Here is an 18868-nt window from a genome sequence, read left to right on the forward strand (position 1 = left end):
AAACGATCAATTCCTGTTGACGAAGGCTCAGGATTTTTCGCTTGATCGGCGAGCGCTGGATCGTCCATCAAGCGCCCGCGGTCCTTCCGCCTTCAGGAGAAGCATACATGGCGCGCGACACCACCGATTTCCGGCCTATCGAGGGGATGGACGAACTCGTCGACTATCTCGCAGCCGGCAACAAGCCGCGCGACAAGTGGCGGATCGGCACCGAGCACGAGAAATTCCCGTTCTATATCGACGGCAACGCACCGGTTCCCTATGGCGGCGATCGCGGCATCCGCGCGCTGCTCGAAGGCATGCAGAAGACGCTTGGCTGGGATCCGATCATCGATGCCGGGCGCATCATCGGCCTCGTCGAGCCGACCGGCCAGGGCGCGATCTCGCTCGAGCCGGGCGGACAGTTCGAGCTTTCCGGCGCGCCGCTGGAGACGATCCACCAGACCTGTCGCGAGGGCAACGCCCATCTGGCGCAATTGCGCGAAATCGCCGAGCCGCTCGGCATCCGCTTCCTCGGCCTCGGCGGCAGCCCGAAATGGACGCTGGCCGAAACGCCGCGCATGCCGAAATCGCGCTACGACATCATGACCGCCTACATGCCGAAGGTCGGCACCAAGGGCCTCGACATGATGTACCGGACCTGCACCATCCAGGTGAATCTCGACTTCGAGAGCGAAGCCGACATGCGTCGCAAGATGCAGGTGTCGCTCAAGCTGCAGCCGCTGTCGACGGCGCTGTTCGCCAACTCGCCCTTCACCGACGGCCGTCCCAACGGCATGCAGAGCTGGCGCGGCGACATCTGGCGCGACACCGACAATCAGCGCTCCGGCCTGCTCGAATTCTGCTTCTCGCCCGAGTTCGGCTTTGCCGACTATGTCGAATGGGCGCTCGACGTGCCGATGTATTTCGTCATTCGTGACGAGCAGTACCGCGACATGACCCACATCACCTTCCGCCAGTTCATGAATGGCGCGGCGCGCAACGAGATCCCCCAGGGGATGCCGACGATGGGCGACTGGGCCAACCACCTGTCGACCTTGTTCCCTGACGTGCGCCTCAAGCGCTTCCTCGAAATGCGCGGCGCCGATGGCGGCCCGTGGCGCCGCATCTGCGCCCTTCCCGCTTTCTGGGTCGGGCTTCTCTACGATCCGGCAACGCTCGATGCCGCCGAAGAACTCACCCGCAACTGGACCTACGCCGAAGTTCTGGCGATGCGCGACGCCGTGCCCGAGCAAGGCATTGCGGCACCGTTCCGCAACGCCACTTTGCGTGAGATCGGCCGTGAAGTGCTGGCGCTGTCGCGCCAGGGGCTGGTCAACCGCGGCCGCAAGAACCGCGAAGGTGTCGACGAATCCGGCTTCATCAACACGCTCGACGAGGTGATCGCGCGTGGCACGACGAGTGCGGAGGAAATGCTCAACGCCTACAACACGCGCTGGGGCGGTTCGATCGAGCCTGCATTCCTGGAATACGCCTACTAGGGGTTCCGATAACCCCTTCAATAGGCGCTGGAAACGCTCTACGTTTCTCCTCGGCTCAAGCTCCTGAGGAGGAAAAAATGCTGCCACTGTTCGAGATGCTGGCCAATGCCCAGAACGGCAACGGCATGGAGGCGCTGTCGCGCCAGTTCGGGCTGAGCCAGCAGCAGACACAATCGGCGATCGAAGCGCTGATGCCGGCATTCAGCCAGGGGCTGAAGCGCAATGCCTCCGACCCCTATGGCTTGGGTTCCTTCCTGCAGGCGATGGCGAGCGGCCAGCATGCCAAATATTTCGAGGACGCATCCCGCGCCTTCTCGCCCCAGGGCGTCGATGAAGGCAACGGCATCCTCGGTCACCTGTTCGGCTCCAAGGAGCTGTCGCGTGCGGTCGCCGGCCAGGCGGCGCAGGCGACCGGAATCGGCCAGGAAGTGCTCAAGCAGATGCTGCCTGTCATCGCCTCGATGATCATGGGCGGACTGTTCAAGCAGTCGACCGGGCAGATGCAGGCGGCGAGCGGCATGGGCGGCAGCAACAACCCGCTCGGCGAGATCATCGAGCAGATGATGAGGCAGGGTGGCGGCATGATGGGCGGCGGGCAGCAGCCTCGCCAGGCGCCGCAGCAGACCCAGGCGCCCGATCCCTTCGACAACCCGTTCGGCAAGGTGCTGAAAGACATGTTCGGCGGCGGCCTGGGTCAGCCGCAACCATCGCCGCGCCAGCAGGCGCCGCAGCAGAGCCCCTATGGCGACAACCCGCTCGGCAAGATCTTCGAGGAGATGCTGGGCGGAGGCCGCGCCCAGCCGGACCCGCAACCACAGGCGCGACAGCCGCAGCCGCAGGCCAATCCGAGCGGCCGGCCGCGCAATCCCTATGACGACCTGTTCGGCAAGATGTTCGAAACCGGCAGCCAGCAGCGCGACGACTACCAGAAGGGCGTCGAGTCGATCTTCGAGCAGTTCAGCAAGGGCATGGACAGGTATCGCTGAGCTAAGGCCTGACGGTCGATGCGAACCTCGCCTGAGGCTTCAGCTTGTAGCAGCGTGAACAGGTCGACGGTGCCGGTGCTCGCCAATTGCCTCGGGCATTATGACGAGCAGGCTCCGATGCCGGACCTCGACGCGCATTTCCAATGCGTATGGACCAACGCCATCCCTGACGATCATGTCGGCCCGGTCGCGGTCGTTCCGGACGGCTGCGTCGACCTGTTGTGGAAAGACGGACGGCTGATGGTGGTCGGGCCCGACATCGTTGCCGCCAGTCCCGAGTTGCATGGCGGAACGACGGTGCTCGGCATCCGCTTCCGGCCAGGCGCGGCGCTGCGCTGGTTGCGCACACCGATGAGCGCAATCGTCGGCCAGGCGGTCGATCTCGCCGACGTCTGGAATCCTGGTGTAGCCCGAGAGCTGTGTCTGCGAATCGGCGAGGCGCCAACCATCGAACGGCAGGCTGCCGTGCTGCAGCAACAGCTGCTCAAGCAGTTGCCGGACCTGGAGCGCCCGGCGCAGGGCGCAGGCGCGATCTTTGCGGCAATGGCATCGGGATCGGATGAAATCGGCGGCAGGATTTCGTTGCTGGTGGAACGGCTTGACATCAGCGAGCGCACGCTGAGACGGCGCAGCCACGACTATTTCGGCTATGGACCGAAGACGCTCGACCGCATCCTGCGTTTCCAGAACTTCCTGTCCCTGGTGCGCGCGCAAGGCAAGCAGGCCATGGCAGGCCTTGCCTATGAGGCCGGCTATGCCGACCAGGCGCATCTCGGCCGCGAAATCCAGGCGCTGTGCGGCATGACCGCCGGGAGCTTCGTGCGCCAGATCACTGGTTGACTGGGGCCAACTGGCCGTTTCGTTCAAGATTCCCGCCGCCCCGTCAGCTATCGGCGGCGATCCCACGAAACGCAGGAGAATTGCCATGGGCACGAGCGGAAACGATCGCCGGATCGACAACATCGAGTTCAACGTCAGCGACATTGCGCGGTCGCGTGAGTTCTACGGCAAGGCCTTCGGCTGGAGCTTCACCGACTACGGTCCGACCTATTGCGAGTTTACCGACGGCCGCCTGACCGGGGGACTGACGACAGGCGGTCCGGTCAGGTCGGGCGGGCCGCTGGTCATCCTCTATGCCGACGATCTCGCCGCAACCCAAAGCCGACTGGAGGCCGCCGGCGCCAGGATCGTCAAGCCCGTGTTCGAATTCCCCGGCGGGCGGCGCTTCCACTTTACCGATCCCGACGGCTACGAACTGGCGGCGTGGTCGGCGAACTGAGGTGGCGATAATGGTCGCAAGCCTCGGCTTCATTCTGTTGGGCGGCGTCTTCGTCTGCGCCGGCACTGAGCATTTCTGGAATTTCCGCATGGTCTCAGGCATGCTCGCAGACAAGGGCCTGCCTGCGGCGCAAGGTCTGCTTGCCCTGGGTTCGGTCGTCGAGATCGTTGCCGGCCTGTGCCTGGCAATGGGCGTCATGCGCCCCTACGCGGCCGTGGCGCTGATCCTGTTCACCATCGCCGCGTCACTGATGGCGCTCAATTTCTGGCGCTATTCGGGCATGGAAAGACAAGCCTTGCGCTCGGCCTTCATCATCAACGTCGCCGTCGTCGGCAGCCTCCTGCTTGCCGCGACAGCTTAGAAGGGCGGCACAAATCTGATCTGGATGCCGGAGGAGCGTCCCAAAATACGAAAAAGCCCGGTCCTGGGAGGACCGGGCAGCGTGCAGGCGAGGCCGGCGGGGACCGGCTGGGAGTGGGGAGCCTGCGAAAGCAGATTTCGGCTATGCGACGCGACGCGCCATCACTTCGATGTTCTCGCTGCGCGCCTGCCTGATCGAGCGAAGACGCACGGTCGGATCGGAGGCGAACGGCAGGTCGACAGCCACGCACAGGTCGCCGCGGGTCAGGCCGACATCGGCGAGTTCGGTGTCGCTCAATTCGCCGAGGCGATAGAAGGCGCGGCGATTTTTCCAGGCACGGAAGAGATCGGCGGTGTAGTTGACGATACGCATCGCATTCACCGGCCGCGTCGCGGAATGCGTCGTCTCAGTGGAATGGTCGAGCGTGGTCATGACGATCTCCTCTCAGATCAGGGACAAACGGGTCCCGTTCCGGTCGACGCTCCTTCAGCCGCCGCCCCGGTTCCGATTCACATGCCTCATGTGGACAATGCGAGATTGCCATCGCCGTATTGATTAATCCAACGAATGTTTCTAATCTTTACCATCAATGTTCATGATGGAAACGTCGATGGCCGCTCCTCTCGATCTTGACCAGCTCCACACCTTCATCTCCATCGTCGACACCGGCAGCTTCACGCGCGCCGCCGACGAAGTGCATCGCACGCAGTCAGCTGTGTCGATGCAGATGCGCCGTCTCGAGGACCGCATCGGCAAGGCGCTCTTCGAAAAGGAAGGGCGCATGAACAAGCTGACCGAGGAAGGCGAGCGCCTGCTCACCTATGCCAGGCGGCTGCTGCACCTCAACCGCGAGACGCTGGCTGCCTTCGACGACAAGGCGCTGGAGGGCACGGTCCGCATCGGTGTGCCGGACGATTATGCCGACCGTTTCCTGCCCGAGATCATGGCGCGCTTCTCGCGCTCCAACCCGCGCGTCGAGCTGTCGGTACTGTGCGAGCCCACCGTCAATCTCGCCGACCAGATTCGCCGCGGCAATCTCGACATCGCACTTGTGACCGAGTGCGTGGACACCCGGCCGAGCGAGATCGTGCGCAACGAACCGCTGCTGTGGGTCTCGTCGGCCAGCCATATGGTGCATGAGGAGACGATCCTGCCGATGGCTTTCGGCCGCCCGACCTGCCAGTGGCGGCAGATGGCGACGGACCTGCTCCAGGCCAGCGGCCGCGAGTACCGCGTGCTGTTCACCAGTTGGTCGGCCAATGTCATCACCGCCGCCGTTCTGGCTGGCCTCGCCGTATCAGTGCTGCCCGAATGCGCGCTGCGGCCGGGCATGCGCGTGCTTGGCGAAGCCGACGGCTTCGGCGCCCTGCCCGACTGCAAGATCGGAATCCTGCGCGGCCATTCCAGCCGGCCCGAGATCGTCGATGCGCTTGCGCGGCATATCTCGGAGAGCCTCGACAACATCTCTGTGCCGCTGACCGAGGAGAGCGGCACGTTCGATTTCGCTGCCCTTGCCGCCGCGCGTGGCCGGCGGCTCAAGCCGAGCCACATCATGCCGGGATGGTAGGCTGCGATTGACCGGCAAAGCTTGACGAGGAAGGCCACGCGGCCCTCAATCGCGCGATGAACGAACTTGCTACCGAATCACGCACCAATGCTGCCGAATACACCGTCAGCGAGATTTCCGGCGCGCTGAAGCGCACCGTCGAGGACGCCTTCGGCAATGTGCGCGTGCGCGGCGAAATCTCGGGTTATCGCGGCCCGCATTCGTCGGGCCATGCCTATTTCTCGCTGAAGGACGATCGTTCACGCATCGAAGCGGTGGTGTGGAAAGGCACGATGAGCCGGCTGAAATTCCGTCCCGAGGAAGGGATGGAGGTGATCGCCACCGGCAGGCTGACCACCTATCCCGGCTCGTCGAAATACCAGATCGTCATCGACAATCTCGAGCCCGCCGGCGCCGGCGCGCTGATGGCGCTGCTGGAAGAGCGCAAGCGCAGGCTGGCCGCCGAGGGCCTGTTCGACGACCGTCGCAAGCAGCTGTTGCCGTTCATGCCGCTGGTGATCGGCGTCGTCACCTCGCCGACCGGTGCGGTCATCCGCGACATCATCCACCGCATCAAGGACCGCTTCCCGCTGCATGTTCTGGTCTGGCCGGTGCGGGTTCAGGGCGAGACGTCGGGTGCGGAAGTGGCCGCTGCGGTCAACGGCTTCAACGAACTGTCCGAGCTCGGTGCGATCAGGCGCCCCGACCTTTTGATCGTGGCGCGCGGCGGCGGCAGCCTCGAAGACCTCTGGGGCTTCAACGACGAAGGGCTTGTCCGCGCCGTTGCCGCTTCGCACATCCCGGTCATCTCGGCCGTCGGCCACGAAACCGACTGGACGCTGATCGACCTCGCCGCCGACAGGCGGGCGCCGACGCCGACGGGTGCCGCCGAGCTTGCCGTGCCTGTCAAAGCCGAACTCGAGGCCGTGCTCGCCAATCTCGGCGCACGGCTGCGCGGCGCGGTATCGCGCATGATCGACCGGCGCAGCCAGGCTGTTCGCGCAGCCGCACGCGCCTTGCCCACTCCGGACCAGTTGCTGGCGCTACCCCGCCGCCGCTTCGACGAGGCGACAAGCCGGCTCGGCCGGGCGCTGACCGTCACCACCGAGCGCAAGCGCGCCCGGCTGTCGGCGGTGCGCCTGTCGCCGGCGACGTTGGCGCGCCGCATCAGCGAAACCCGCCGCCATCTCGACCGTGACATGCTGCGCGCCGATGCAGCGTTGCGAGCGATGGTGCGCGAAAAGCGCATCCGGTTCGACCGCACCAAAGGCCGGCTGTCGCCGGAACCACTGGTCCGCCGCCAGGAGGCATTTGGCCAGCAGCTCACGGCGCTGGAACGCCGCGCCGTGCTTGCGGTCGGGCGTAGGCTCGAACGCGCGCGGACGAGCCTGTCACAGGCGGACCGGCTGATGGCGACGCTGTCGCACAAGGCGGTGCTGGCACGCGGCTTCGCGCTTGTTCGCGATGCCGACGGCACGGTGCTCAAGCGCGCCTCCGAAGTGGCCGCGGGTGCGGCGCTGTCGATCGAATTCGCCGACGGCACGACCAATGCGATCGCCACCAGCGGCAGCGCGATTGCGGCAAGCGGCGAGGCCAAGCCAAAGCCGGTGGCCAGACCAGCAGCCAAGGTCAAGGAACCCGGCAATCAGGGCAGCCTGTTCTAAAGCGACAGGGGTCAGTCGCCCGTAGGCGACGAGATAACGGGCGCCACCAGCGGCGAAATGAACGGTGCGCTCCACGAGCCGCCGACGAAGAATGCCGTTGGCCGCACCGCCGGTGCAACAGGGGTTGTCGTCGTCGAGGAAGAGGCGGTGATCTCCTTGGCCTCGATCGCACCCGAGAGCGCGAGCCCACGACCGACATAAGGCACGATGCCGGTCAGCCAGATGCGGCTCGTCGGCGTGCGTGCCTCCGCCTTGTCGATCTTGGCAACACCGTTGGAGATGGTCGCCTTGAGCTCGACACCATCGACCGGCAGCGTACCGCCCGAGACTTCGTCGAGCGAGAAGAAACCGCGATCGGCGGTACGCTTGAGGAAGGCCGCCATGTCGAGCCCGGCAATCGCGCCGACGCCGAAGGTGGCGGCGACCGAGCCGTTGGCATTCTCCAGCAGCGTGTTCCAGTTCAGGCCCGGGCCCTGGAGGATAACCGACACGGTGCCGCGGCCGATCGGCACGATGTGGCTCATGCCCGCCGCGGTGCCGAAGGCGCCGCCGTCGATGTCGGACGCAAGCAACCGCATCTCCGCCTGTGTGCCGGCGGGCTTACGGTCGAAACGGATGCTGGCCTGGACATTGCCGCCAAAGGCTTCCGCATCGGAAATGTCGAATGCCGCCAGCCCACCCTTGACCTGTGCCGTTGCCGCGACCTCGGCGAGCGCGATGGAACCGGCCGTCGCCTTCGTCGCCGACAGCCTGAGATCGAGATTGATGCGGTCGGAAAAGCTGGTGTCGATCTCGGCCGTCGTGGGCCCGTTTGCCGGGGTCATGGGCGCGAAGGACGAGGCAAACGTCATCAGGTCGAGCGTGTCGAAAGCCAGTGTGCCCGAAAGCGCCGGCACGGGCCCATCGAGCGACAGATCGAGGATGCCCATGCCGGGATTGCCGTCGAGCGTGACTTGCGCGTTCTCGATCTTGAGGCGGGACACATCGCCCGTAATCTTGGAGGCGAGCGAAATCGATCCGACAGGGCTTCCAGGCAGGATGCCCGGCTTGGACCATTCCAGCATGCGCCGGAAGGACGGCGATACGATCTTGGCCTGGCCATCGACATGCGCATCGGGGCCCATGTCGATGGTGCCGTCGAACGAGGCTTCGACAGGCGCCGATTTCAGCGAAGCGACGATCGGTGCCTCGCCACCGGCAAACAGCATCAGCGGACGCGGCGACGACAATTCGATCGCCACCTGCTCGCCATGCCAGACACCGGTTGCCGTGAGCTTCCCGGCTTTGTTCAGCGCCGGCAGGCTGGCCTTGCCGGTGAGGTCGCTCAGGAGTTCGTCCTCGCCCTCGTCGGAAACGGCCACGACACGGCCATCGATGAACTCGACGGCGCCGAATTCGTCATCAGGCAGCGCACTGAGGTCAGGTTCGGCAGGATTCGACGCGACGGTGGCGCGGGCACGCTCGATGGCGCGGCTGAGGCGCCCGCCGGTCGAATGCGGCATCTCCACGCCGCCGTCGGCAAGCCGCTTCAGGCGCAAAGTCGGCCGGATGAAATGCGCGTCGGAGAAATCGACATTGCCGCTGAGCGCCGAAAGCGCCGACAGCTCGATTTCAACGCGTTCGGCCTCGATGACCGGCGAACCCTTCTCGTCATCCCAGTCGGTCAGGGTGACGTCGGTCAGGGTGGCGCGGAACACCGGCCAGATCTCGATGTCGGGCGTGCCTTCGATCGACACGCGGAAGCCGCTCCACGCGCTCATCTCGAAGGCGATGCGGTCCTTGACGATCTGGGTGGAAGCGATGAACGGCACGGCGGCAACGGTGGCGGCGATCAGGATGATGAGTCCTGTGATCGCCCAGATGCTGCGCCTGAACAGTGGTGATGGCATGTTGCCCTTGTGCCGCCCGTGCTGCGCCGTTGTGGCTAACGGGTGTAACCGAGTAACGCGGCATTTCAAGTCTTTGTGGCCATGCGATGACGTTTGCGCACAGCGCAATGGCGCTAATCGACATTTCCTTGATCTGCTGCAGTGCGACATGCATAACCATGCGCGTTCTGGGAGAGATGCCGATGACTGTCGAAAAGCCGCTTTGGACGCCCTCGTCAACGCAGGTGGCGCAAGCGCCCCTTACGGCGTTCATGGCTGCGGCGGGCGCGCGCGCCGGCCAGTCGTTCACCAACTATGCCGAACTGCATGCCTGGTCGATCAGCGAGCGCGAGGCGTTCTGGGATCTTGTCTGGGACTTCTGCGGCGTTATCGGCGACAAGGGCGGCCACGTGCTCGTTGATGGCAACAGCATGCCGGGAGCACAGTTCTACCCCGATGCCAGCCTGAACTTCGCGCAGAACCTGTTGCGCGGCTCGGGCAGCGGCGAGGCCATCGTCTTCCGCGGCGAGGACAAGGTCGAGCGCCGGCTCACCTGGGACGAACTTGCGGCACTGGTATCGAGGCTGCAGCAGTTGTTCGTGTCGCTTGGCGTTGCCAAGGGCGACCGCATCGCCGCGATGATGCCGAACATGCCGGAGACGGTGGCCGCAATGCTGGCAACCGCCTCGCTGGGCGCCGTCTGGTCGTCATGCTCGCCCGACTTCGGCGAACAGGGCGTGCTCGACCGCTTCGGCCAGATCGAGCCAAAGCTGTTCATCGCACCCGACGGCTACTGGTATGCCGGCAAGCATATCGAGGTCGGATCGAAGATCGCAGCCGTCGCCGGCAAGCTCGGAAGTGTGACCAAGGTGCTGGTCGTCGACTATCTCGGCACTGCGACAGACGTTGCCGCGACCATCGGCAAGGCCGAGGCGCTCGACGATGCGCTGGCGCCATTCGCGGCAAAGGCTGTGACGTTCGAGCCCCTGCCCTTTTCGCATCCGCTCTATATCCTGTTCTCGTCGGGCACGACGGGCATCCCGAAATGCATCGTGCACTCGGCCGGCGGCACGCTGATCCAGCACGTCAAGGAACTGCGCCTGCATGCCGGGCTCAAGCCGGGCGACCGCTTCTTCTACTTCACCACCTGCGGCTGGATGATGTGGAACTGGCTGGTCTCGGGTCTTGCTGCGGAAGCGACGCTGCTGCTCTATGACGGCTCGCCGTTCCATCCCGACGGCAATGTGCTGTTCGACTTCGCCGATGCCGAGAAGATGACCTATTTCGGCACCTCGGCGAAGTTCATCGACTCGGTGCGCAAGGCCGGTCTCAGGCCCATCGACAGCCACGACCTCGGCAGCGTGCGCACCATCTCGTCGACCGGCTCGCCGCTGTCGCCGGAGGGCTTTGATTTCGTCTATGACGGCATCAAGAAGGACATCCACCTCGCCTCGATCTCGGGCGGCACCGACATCGTCTCGTGCTTCGTGCTCGGCGTGCCGACCGAGCCGGTCTGGACCGGCGAGATCCAGGGCGCCGGCCTCGGCCTCGCGGTCGACGTCTGGAACGATGACGGCAAGCCGGTGCGCCGGGAGAAGGGCGAACTGGTCTGCGCCAAGGCGTTTCCGGCGATGCCGATCGGCTTCTGGAACGACCCCGACGGCAAGAAGTACCACGCCGCCTATTTCGAGCGTTTCGACAATGTCTGGTGCCATGGCGACTTCGCCGAATGGACAGCGCATGGCGGCATGATCATCCATGGCCGCTCGGACGCGACGCTGAACCCGGGCGGCGTGCGCATCGGCACCGCCGAGATCTACAACCAGGTCGAGCAGATGCCGGAGATCGCCGAGGCGATCTGCATCGGACAGGACTGGGACGGCGACGTGCGCGTCGTGCTGTTCGTTCGCCTCGCGCCCGGGGTCACCCTCGACGAGGACCTGGAGAAGCGCATTCGGACCAAGATTCGCACCGGCGCCAGCCCGCGCCACGTGCCGGCCAAAATCGTGGCGGTCACCGATATCCCGCGCACCAAGTCGGGCAAGATCACCGAACTCGCCGTCCGCGACATCGTCCATGGCCGCCCCGTCAAGAACAAGGAGGCGCTGGCCAATCCCGAAGCGCTGGATCTCTACAGCGACATCGCGCAGCTCAGGAGCTGAGACGCGGCATGCCTAACAAGACGTAACCGCCAAATTTACCTAGACTTCAGGAGTGGTACACTTTCGTAAATTTTTCATCACTGGGGTAAGGTGCTGTTAAGGTTCGACCCTGATAGTCGTTGTCAACTTGAGGGAGAAATCCCTTTCCTCATCTCTGAGGATAGCCAGTTCAGCTCAAGTCCCCGTTGAAACAGCATCTACCTTAAGGGCGCCCCAGTGGCGCCTTTTTCTTTAGCCTGGTCTAAAAAGAACTTAGAGCGATGCCTCGGCGTCGCGCACCAGCGCGCCCGAAAGCAACACCACCGGTACCATGGCGGTAATGATGATGACGATTGCCGCCACCGCCCCTTCTTCCGGGACGCCGCGTGAGGCGTTTTCATAGACATGCGTCGCCAGCGTGCTGAAGCCGAAGGGCCTGAGCAGGATGGTCGCCGACAGTTCCTTGACGGTGTCGACGAAGACGAGAACCGCAGCTGTCAGGATCGCCGGCTTGAGCAATGGCAGAAGCACGCTGGCAGCACTTTGCGCCGGCGTCTTGCCGAGGCTGCGCGCAGCTTCGTCGAGGCTGCCAGGCAGCTTCTCCATGCCGGAGCGGACCGCGCCCTCGGCCAGGGCAACGAAGCGGATGGTGCAGGCAATGATCACCGCCGCGGCCGAGCCGGTGAGCAGCAGCCCGGTCGAGAATCCGAGCCAGGCGCGCGCAAAGGTATCGAGCGAATTGTCGAAGCGTGCCAGCACGAACAGCAGGCCGAGCCCGAGGATGCCTCCGGGAAGGGCGTAGCCGACCGAGGCGAGACGCACGGTGGCGGCCATGGCCCGGCCTTTCGACAGGCGCTGGGCATTGAGCAGGAACAGCGCAATGACGACGGTGAAGATGGCCGTCAGCGACGCCGTCATCAGGCTGTTGAGGAAGGCGCTGGCCACGTCGGGCGAGACGAACTGCTCGAGCCGGCGCGAGGCATATTGGCCGAAGATGGTGATCGGCACGCCGAAGCCGCTGAGGATCGGCAACGACACGGCGGCAGGCAGGGCAAAGCGCCTCCAGCCCTTGAGGGCTGTGCGAGGCGGATGAACCTTGAGATGGGTGCCGCGCCCGGAATGGAAGCGCTGACGCCGGCGCGCCCATTGCTCGGCGACGAGCAGGAGCAGCACAAGCACCAGCATCAGGATGGCGATCTGCGCGCCGCCCTCCAGGCTGCCGCGGTTGAGCCAGGTGGTGTAGACGGCGACCGTCAGCGTGCGGACGCCGAAATATTCGGCGGCGCCGATGTCGTTGATCGTCTCCATCAGCACCAGGGCGACACCGGCAACGATGGCCGGCCGCGCCACGGGCAGAAGCACGCGCCAGAACACGCGTGCCGGCGATGCGCCGAGCGTGCGCGCGACGTCGGCGATGTTGCGGCCCTGCATCAGGAAGACGATGCGGGTGGTGAGATAGACGTAAGGATAGAGCACAGAGGCGAGTACGAAGGCCGTGCCCCAGGTCGAGCGGATATCGGGAAACCAGTAGTCGCGGATCGTCTCAAAACCGAAAATTGCGCGGACCAGGCTCTGCACCGGCCCCTGGTAATGGAAGAACTCGCCAAAGGCATAGGCCGCGAGATAGGGCGGCACGGCCAGCGGCAGCACCAGCGCCCAGGACAGGATGCGGCGGAAGGGAAAATCATAAGCGACGACCGCCCAGGCGCAGGCGACGCCGGCAATCGATGTGAGTGCGGCCACCATCGCCAGCAGCGCCAGCGTCGTGCGCGTGGCGCCGGGCAGCACGTTGGCGATCAGATGCGGCCAGTCCTCGCCCGTACCGGAAAGCGCGACGAAGGCGAGCGACAGAACCGGCAGGATGACGACGATGCCGACGGCGAGCGCCAGCGTGCCGATAAGCGGATGGCGCAGGCGCTTGACGGGCAACGGCCTGACGCCCGCGGCCGACGCCACGCCTGATGCTCCCGCCTCTGCTCCGCCTGTCGTCGGCAAAGATCAATCCTCTCTGCGGCGTCGCGCGTTCCCGTTGGACGCACATGACGCTCCATCGAATCTGCGCTTCGTCTTCAATCGATGCCGTTTTCGGGCCGCTGCGCCAATGCAGAAAAGCCGGACCGATCATCGCCCGGCCCGGCTCTTCCTCAGTTCATGTCGCTGCCTATCAGCTGCTCGGGCCGTCGTCGAGGCCGACGCGATCGACCATCTCGGACGCTGGCTTGCGGCCCTTGGCCACGTCGACCAGTGGCAAGGTGTCGGCGTTGAGCGTGCCGAACGCCTTGACCGTCTCGGATGGCTCGAGGCCCGGCTCGACCGGATATTCGTAGTTCTTCTCGGCGTAGACCTGCTGGGCCTTGTGGCTGGCGAGGAAGCGGATCAGCTTGACGGCGTTGTCACGGTTCGGCGCGTTCTTGGCGAGTGCTGCGCCTGAGATGTTGACGTGGGTCAGGCCGTTCTCGAAGGTCGGGAAGAGCACGTTGATGGCGTTGCCCCATTCCTTTTCCTTCGGGTCCTTCTCGTTGTTGCGCATCAGGCCGACATAATAGGTGTTGCCGATGGCGATGTCGCACTCGCCGGCGGCAATCGCGCCGGCCTGCGGACGGTCGCCGCCGTCAGGCTTCTTGGCGAGGTTGGCCTTGAGGCCCTTCATCCACTCTTCGGTCTTTTCCGGACCCCAGTGGGCAATGGCTGCCGAGAACAAAGCGAGGTTGTAGTCGTGCTGGCCCGAACGCATGCAGATCTTGCCCTTCCACTTGGGATCGGCAAGCTCGGCATAGGTGATGGCGGTGTCCTTGACGCGCTCCTTCGAGGCGTAGATGACGCGGGCGCGCTTGGTGACGCCGAACCAGTTGCCATCCGGATCGCGATACTCGGCCGGCAGCAGCTTGTTGACTTCCTCGTCGACCAGCGGCTGGGTGACGCCTTTTTCCTTGGCCGAGGTGAGACGGGCGATGTCGACGGTCATGATGACGTCGGCCGGCGAATTGGCGCCCTCTGCCAGGACGCGTTCCTCAAGACCCTTGTCGAGGAACAGCACTTCGGTCTTGATGCCCGTCTCGGCCGTGAAGGCCTCGAGAACCGGCTTGATCAGATCGGGCTGGCGATAGGTGTAGATGTTCACGACGCCATCGGCGAGCGCCGACGTGGTGAAGAGTGCGGCAATGGCAAGCGCACCGCCTGCGACGGCCGACCTGGCGTTTCCAATCTTCATTTTTCTCTCCTGGCCAAAGGGGGCAAATTCCCTCAGGGAACATATGGCAGCCTCGATTTCGAGACTGCTTCCCCTATGGTCATCGTGACTCTTCCGGTCAAGTTTAAAGGTCAGCCATATCAATAGTTTAGAAAACTTCTAAACTGGAGCATTTCATACCGGATTCAAGGACTTGTTCGACAATTTCTAACAATCGCATGGCTTGTTCACGAAAATGTGCGGAAATGTCGCACCTCGCTAACAAGCCACTACTCGGCAAGGACGCGCGTCGAGGGGAAAGTCACCTCGACAAGCGTGCCCTCGCCGGGCGTCGACGCGATGGCAAAACGGGCGCGATTGGCCTCGACCATCGCCTTGGTCAGCGGCAGTCCGAGACCGGTGCCGTCGCCGCGCGAGCGCTTCAGCGAGTTGATCTGCTTGAACGGCTTCAGCGCCTGCTCGATCTCGGCCTGGCTCATGCCGATGCCGGTGTCGCGCACCCGCATGACGATGTCGCCCGAGGTCTCGTAGGAGGTCGAGACGATGACCTGACCGCCGGCCTGGGTATAGCGCACGGCGTTGGACAGCACATTGAGCGCGATCTGGCGGATCGAGCGTCGGTCGGCGACGATCTCGGGCAGGCGCGAGGCAAAGCTGGAGCGGATGATGACGCGCTCGCGATTGGCCTGCGGCTGCATCATCGCCACGGTCTCGGCAAGGGTGTCGTTGAGCGACACCGCCTCGTAATCCATCTCCTGCTGGCCGGCCTCGATCTTGGAAATGTCGAGCAAGTCGTTGACCAGCGACAGCACATGGTTGCCGGAGCGGTTGATGTCGCGGAGATAGTCGCGATAGCGGTCATTGGCGACCGGGCCGAACTTCTCGTCGACCATCAGTTCGGAAAAACCGATGATGGCGTTGAGCGGAGTGCGGATCTCGTGGCTGATGCGGGCGAGAAAATCGGTCTTCTGGGACGACGACCGCTCGGCCACGGCGCGCGCCTGGGTCAGTTCCTCCTCGGCGCGCTTCCACTGGGTGATGTCGCGGACCACGGCGCAGAAGCCGCTGTCGTTGGGCAGGCGTCCGATGGTCATGAACAACGGGATGAACCGGCCTTGCGCCTCGCGGCCGATGACCTCGCGGCCATCATTGAGCACGCTTGCCACGCCATGTTCGGACAGCCCGACGAGATAGTCGCGCGCGGCACGCTGGCTCTCGATGGCGAACAGCGAATAGAACGGCTTGCCGGTAACCTCGTCGCTGTCGAAACCGAACAGGGCCTCGGCCGGACGGCTGATCGAGCGGATGGCACCGTCGCGGTCGATCAGCACAACGCCGTCCGTGGCGGTGTCGATGATCGTGCGCATCTCGGCGAGACGCTCTTCGAGTTCGGCGACCTGTTCGACGGCATCCTCGACCTCGTCGTCGGCACTGATGCGGCGGACGACCAGCATCAGCGCCTTGCCGTCCTGCCACGGCACCGAGCGCAACACAGCTTCGATTGGGAACTCGTCGCCGTCGCGGGTCTTCAGTTTCAGGTCGTGGTCGGAACCGGGCTGGTCGCCGTAGCTCTCGGCGAACAGGGCATCGAGACCGCCTGCCCGCGACAGTTCGTCGACCGAGCCGTAGCCGGTCAGGTCGAGGAACTCGGCATTGGCGTAGTGCAGCACGTCACCGGCATGGATCAGCACCGGCACCGGCAGTTGCTCGAGGATAGGTGCATCGACGGGTGTGTCGCGCCCAGCGGCCAGGGACGGGATGATTTCTTCGGCGCGCAGCGGCGGCTTTTCCGGCTCATTGCGCGTGACATCGACGGCTTCGATGACAGGCTCGACCGGCCGCACCGAAGCCAGCGAGACGATTTCCGCACTCTCGACGGCAAGCTGTTCGACGGGTGCGGGCAGAGCCGCGTCTGAAGTCGCCGGCTCCTCGGCATCCGCCGCTCCATTTGGCTCCGGCTTTTCGCCGACAGCATGCTCGGGGGATTCATCTGCCACCAGCACATGCCCGGCCGTTTCAGCGGCCGCGGCTTCAGCATAGGCCGCGATCTCGGCCGAGGCGGCTTCGCCGTTCTTTTCCGAGACTGGCTTTTCCGCCGCGGACGTCGCCTCAGGCTTCGCAGCTGTTGGAATCTCGACCGCCTCAGTGGCTGCCGCCTGCTGCCTTGTCGCGACGATCTCGTGCGCGCGCTTCAGCTTCTCGCCGATCTCGCGGAATGCGCTGCGCTCGGTGCTGGAGAGGCCCTTGCCATTGGCGGGTTCTTCAGCCGCCGTCGGCCGGTGCTCGGCCAGGCGGATCACCTTGTCGGAATAGCGCCGATCATGCTTGCGATCGATCTCGAGAGCCGGAACTTCGCCGGCGAAAGGGTCATCAGCGTTGTTCGGCTCGGCGGCTTGCCGGGTTTCAACGGAAGGTGTTTCAGCAACCTCCGGTGCCAGTTGCCTGGCTTCGGTCGGACTGGCTTCAGGCGCCAGTACAGCAGGCTCGACAGCTAAGGGATTCGCCGGTTCAACGGCGATGGCTTCGGCTGCAGGCTGCACTACGCCGGCGTCCGGCTGTGGCTCGGCCTGTTCCGGATGCTTGCCGTTGGGAACCAGCGCCAGTCCGATGCGCTCGTGGTCGACGACAGCCTCGCCGGGGCGCGCCACGCCGAAACCGCGAAAGCCTTCAAAGCTGCGATCGCGGCCATAGACCGGCAATGCGGCGAGATCGACCGGAATACGCCAGTCGGTGCCGGCGACCGGCCAGAGCACCGAGCGACCGGACCAGGTGTCGCGGCGCTGCAGCAGACCCGCGATCTCGCCCGACGGGTCGAGTTCGAAGGTGGTCGAGACATCCTGGAAACGGCGGCCGACGACATCGGCCGCATGGTCGCCGACAACAGCCGCGAATTCCGGCGAGATGGCGCTGAAACGGCCGTCGGCGTCAGTGCGCCAGACGAAGCGGACGGGGGCAGCCGAGCGATCCAGTGCCGGCCTGGCCGGCGCCAGCTGCGATGGCGCGGGCTGAGCGGCCACAGCGGGCTCTGCCGCGACGACAGGCTCTTCCAGAGGCTGCGAAACGTCAGCCGATTCGGCAACAGGCTCCGGCGCGGACGCCGGCTCGGCGGTCCGCTCTGACGGCGTGGCCGACCAGGCGACCGGCTCGGGCGCTGAGACCGGCTCGTTGGTTGGAACGTCACCTGCGGCAGGCCCGCTGACAGCCGCCTCGGTGACTTCGGCAACGACAGGCGCCGCAACCGCCCTGTCGGCCATTGCCGCGCGAACGGTGGCGCCGGCCCGGCTCTCGCGTTCCTCGGGGCTGAAATACCAGTGGTCGTGATCGGCATGGTCCTGCGACTGCACCGTCGCCGGTGCAGAAACTGGCGCGGGCGCCGGATCAGCTGGCGGTGCCTCGACGCGCGCAGCGCCGGCCGGGGCTGCCTCCTGTTGCTCGCCGGCTTCGGCGTCTTCCATGACCTCCAGGCGCTCGTCGACAACGACCAGCAGGTGGCGCGCCGGCTCGTCGGTCAGACGTGCCAGGCCCGCCGGCAGATAGCCTCCGGTCGCGGGAATGGCCCGCTTGATGATGCGGTCGCGCTCACGGCCAACCGCCGACACCAGCCCGGCCAGCGTCGATGGCGCGATGCCGAGCCTGGCAAAGCCGTCGGTTGCGGCCTCGACCTCCCCTTGGGCGTCGAGGAAAGCCAGGAAATGTCCCTGCTCGGTGAAACCGCTGATGGCATTGGCGGCGATGTCCTTGGCGCCCCGCGCGCTGGCGGGAACGGCGAGCATGATTGCGGCCGCGCCACCCGGCAGCCGGACGGAACTGGCGACGAAGGCAACGGCGGTGCTCGTCAGGCCCGACGCCACGCGCACCATGATGGAGCGGTCGCGGCCGATGTCGGGAAAGCCCGACGTTGCAGCGATCTGGCGGCGGGCGATCGGCCCCAGGCGCGACGGCGCGCCGATCACCGCATCGATGTCGTCATAGCCGAGCACGGCGGCGCCCGGACCATTGGCCCAGAGCACGTCCTCGAGATCGACCGACAGCACGACGATGGCATCGCCGGCAGCAAAACGCTGCCTGACACGATCAACGACCGCGACGTCGATAAAGGAATAGGCTGCTGACGGCATTCACATGTCCCGCAAGGCGCGCATTCTCACAATTAACGCTTTGTTAATAAAAGCCGTCATCGCCAAGGTCTAGCAAACAGCTGTCACAGAGCGAGATTATTCTCGTCACGTGGTTAACCCGCGCCAAGCCGAAATGGTGCACTGCAACATAGATATTGCAATGCACAATAGAATGCCCTATATGAGAGTTGCGAATAAACGAGACGGGTGACACCACCCCGTCCAGTCCACAGG

Annotated in this window: 13 protein-coding genes; 8 read left to right on the forward strand and 5 right to left on the reverse strand. The window is 64.9% G+C overall.

Features of this window, described 5'->3' with window-relative positions; translation table 11 throughout:
* The first annotated feature begins 107 nt into the window (after positions 1–107).
* From HNQ95_RS17815 to HNQ95_RS17835, 5 genes are all read left to right on the forward strand, one after another.
* On the forward strand, positions 108–1481 hold the full coding sequence (locus HNQ95_RS17815) for a glutamate--cysteine ligase (RefSeq protein ID WP_182574780.1): 1374 nt from the start codon (positions 108–110) through the stop codon (positions 1479–1481).
* Between the two features lie 77 nt (positions 1482–1558).
* A complete protein-coding gene (locus HNQ95_RS17820) occupies positions 1559–2467 on the forward strand; it encodes a DUF937 domain-containing protein (protein ID WP_067965169.1) in 909 nt (302 codons plus the stop codon).
* Positions 2468–2521: 54 nt separating this feature from the next.
* Complete coding sequence (locus HNQ95_RS34105) at positions 2522–3307, forward strand: helix-turn-helix domain-containing protein (RefSeq protein ID WP_067965172.1); 786 nt, start codon at positions 2522–2524, stop codon at positions 3305–3307.
* An 85-nt stretch (positions 3308–3392) separates the two neighbouring features.
* On the forward strand, positions 3393–3746 hold the full coding sequence (locus HNQ95_RS17830; protein ID WP_182574781.1) for a VOC family protein: 354 nt from the start codon (positions 3393–3395) through the stop codon (positions 3744–3746).
* A 10-nt stretch (positions 3747–3756) separates the two neighbouring features.
* On the forward strand, positions 3757–4107 hold the full coding sequence (locus tag HNQ95_RS17835; protein ID WP_154385342.1) for a DoxX family protein: 351 nt from the start codon (positions 3757–3759) through the stop codon (positions 4105–4107).
* Positions 4108–4248: 141 nt separating this feature from the next.
* On the opposite strand, the gene HNQ95_RS17840 is transcribed toward HNQ95_RS17835, so the two are convergent.
* Positions 4249–4539, reverse strand: a complete 291-nt coding sequence (locus HNQ95_RS17840; RefSeq protein WP_067965178.1) for a DUF1127 domain-containing protein — start codon at positions 4537–4539, stop codon at positions 4249–4251.
* Between the two features lie 178 nt (positions 4540–4717).
* Between HNQ95_RS17840 and HNQ95_RS17845 the strand changes: the two genes are divergently transcribed.
* Together HNQ95_RS17845 and xseA are read left to right on the forward strand one after the other, a co-directional pair.
* Positions 4718–5674, forward strand: coding sequence for a LysR substrate-binding domain-containing protein (locus tag HNQ95_RS17845; protein WP_067967050.1), 957 nt, complete (start codon positions 4718–4720; stop codon positions 5672–5674).
* 56 nt (positions 5675–5730) lie between these two features.
* Entirely contained in the window at positions 5731–7317 is a 1587-nt protein-coding gene (gene xseA / locus HNQ95_RS17850) for an exodeoxyribonuclease VII large subunit (RefSeq protein WP_154385341.1), read from the forward strand.
* Between the two features lie 11 nt (positions 7318–7328).
* Here the strand turns inward: xseA and HNQ95_RS17855 are convergent, their stop codons facing one another.
* On the reverse strand, positions 7329–9206 hold the full coding sequence (locus HNQ95_RS17855) for an AsmA family protein (protein ID WP_154385340.1): 1878 nt from the start codon (positions 9204–9206) through the stop codon (positions 7329–7331).
* 182 nt (positions 9207–9388) lie between these two features.
* Here HNQ95_RS17855 and HNQ95_RS17860 point away from each other — a divergent pair, with 182 nt between their 5' ends.
* Complete coding sequence (locus tag HNQ95_RS17860; protein WP_154385339.1) at positions 9389–11347, forward strand: acetoacetate--CoA ligase; 1959 nt, start codon at positions 9389–9391, stop codon at positions 11345–11347.
* A 252-nt stretch (positions 11348–11599) separates the two neighbouring features.
* Here the strand turns inward: HNQ95_RS17860 and HNQ95_RS17865 are convergent, their stop codons facing one another.
* The 3 genes from HNQ95_RS17865 to HNQ95_RS17875 form a co-directional block, all read right to left on the reverse strand.
* Positions 11600–13072 carry an ABC transporter permease gene (locus tag HNQ95_RS17865; protein ID WP_246340853.1) on the reverse strand — a complete coding sequence of 491 codons (1473 nt, stop codon included), beginning with the start codon at positions 13070–13072 and terminating at the stop codon, positions 11600–11602.
* A 418-nt stretch (positions 13073–13490) separates the two neighbouring features.
* Positions 13491–14537 (reverse strand): Fe(3+) ABC transporter substrate-binding protein, encoded by a 1047-nt coding sequence (locus tag HNQ95_RS17870; RefSeq protein ID WP_154385337.1) that lies wholly within the window; start codon positions 14535–14537, stop codon positions 13491–13493.
* A 248-nt stretch (positions 14538–14785) separates the two neighbouring features.
* Positions 14786–18634, reverse strand: a complete 3849-nt coding sequence (locus HNQ95_RS17875) for a PAS domain S-box protein (protein ID WP_154385336.1) — start codon at positions 18632–18634, stop codon at positions 14786–14788.
* Positions 18635–18868 lie beyond the last annotated feature (234 nt).

The sequence above is a fragment of the Aminobacter ciceronei genome, assembly GCF_014138625.1.
GTDB classification, from domain to species: Bacteria; Pseudomonadota; Alphaproteobacteria; order Rhizobiales; family Rhizobiaceae; genus Aminobacter; species Aminobacter ciceronei.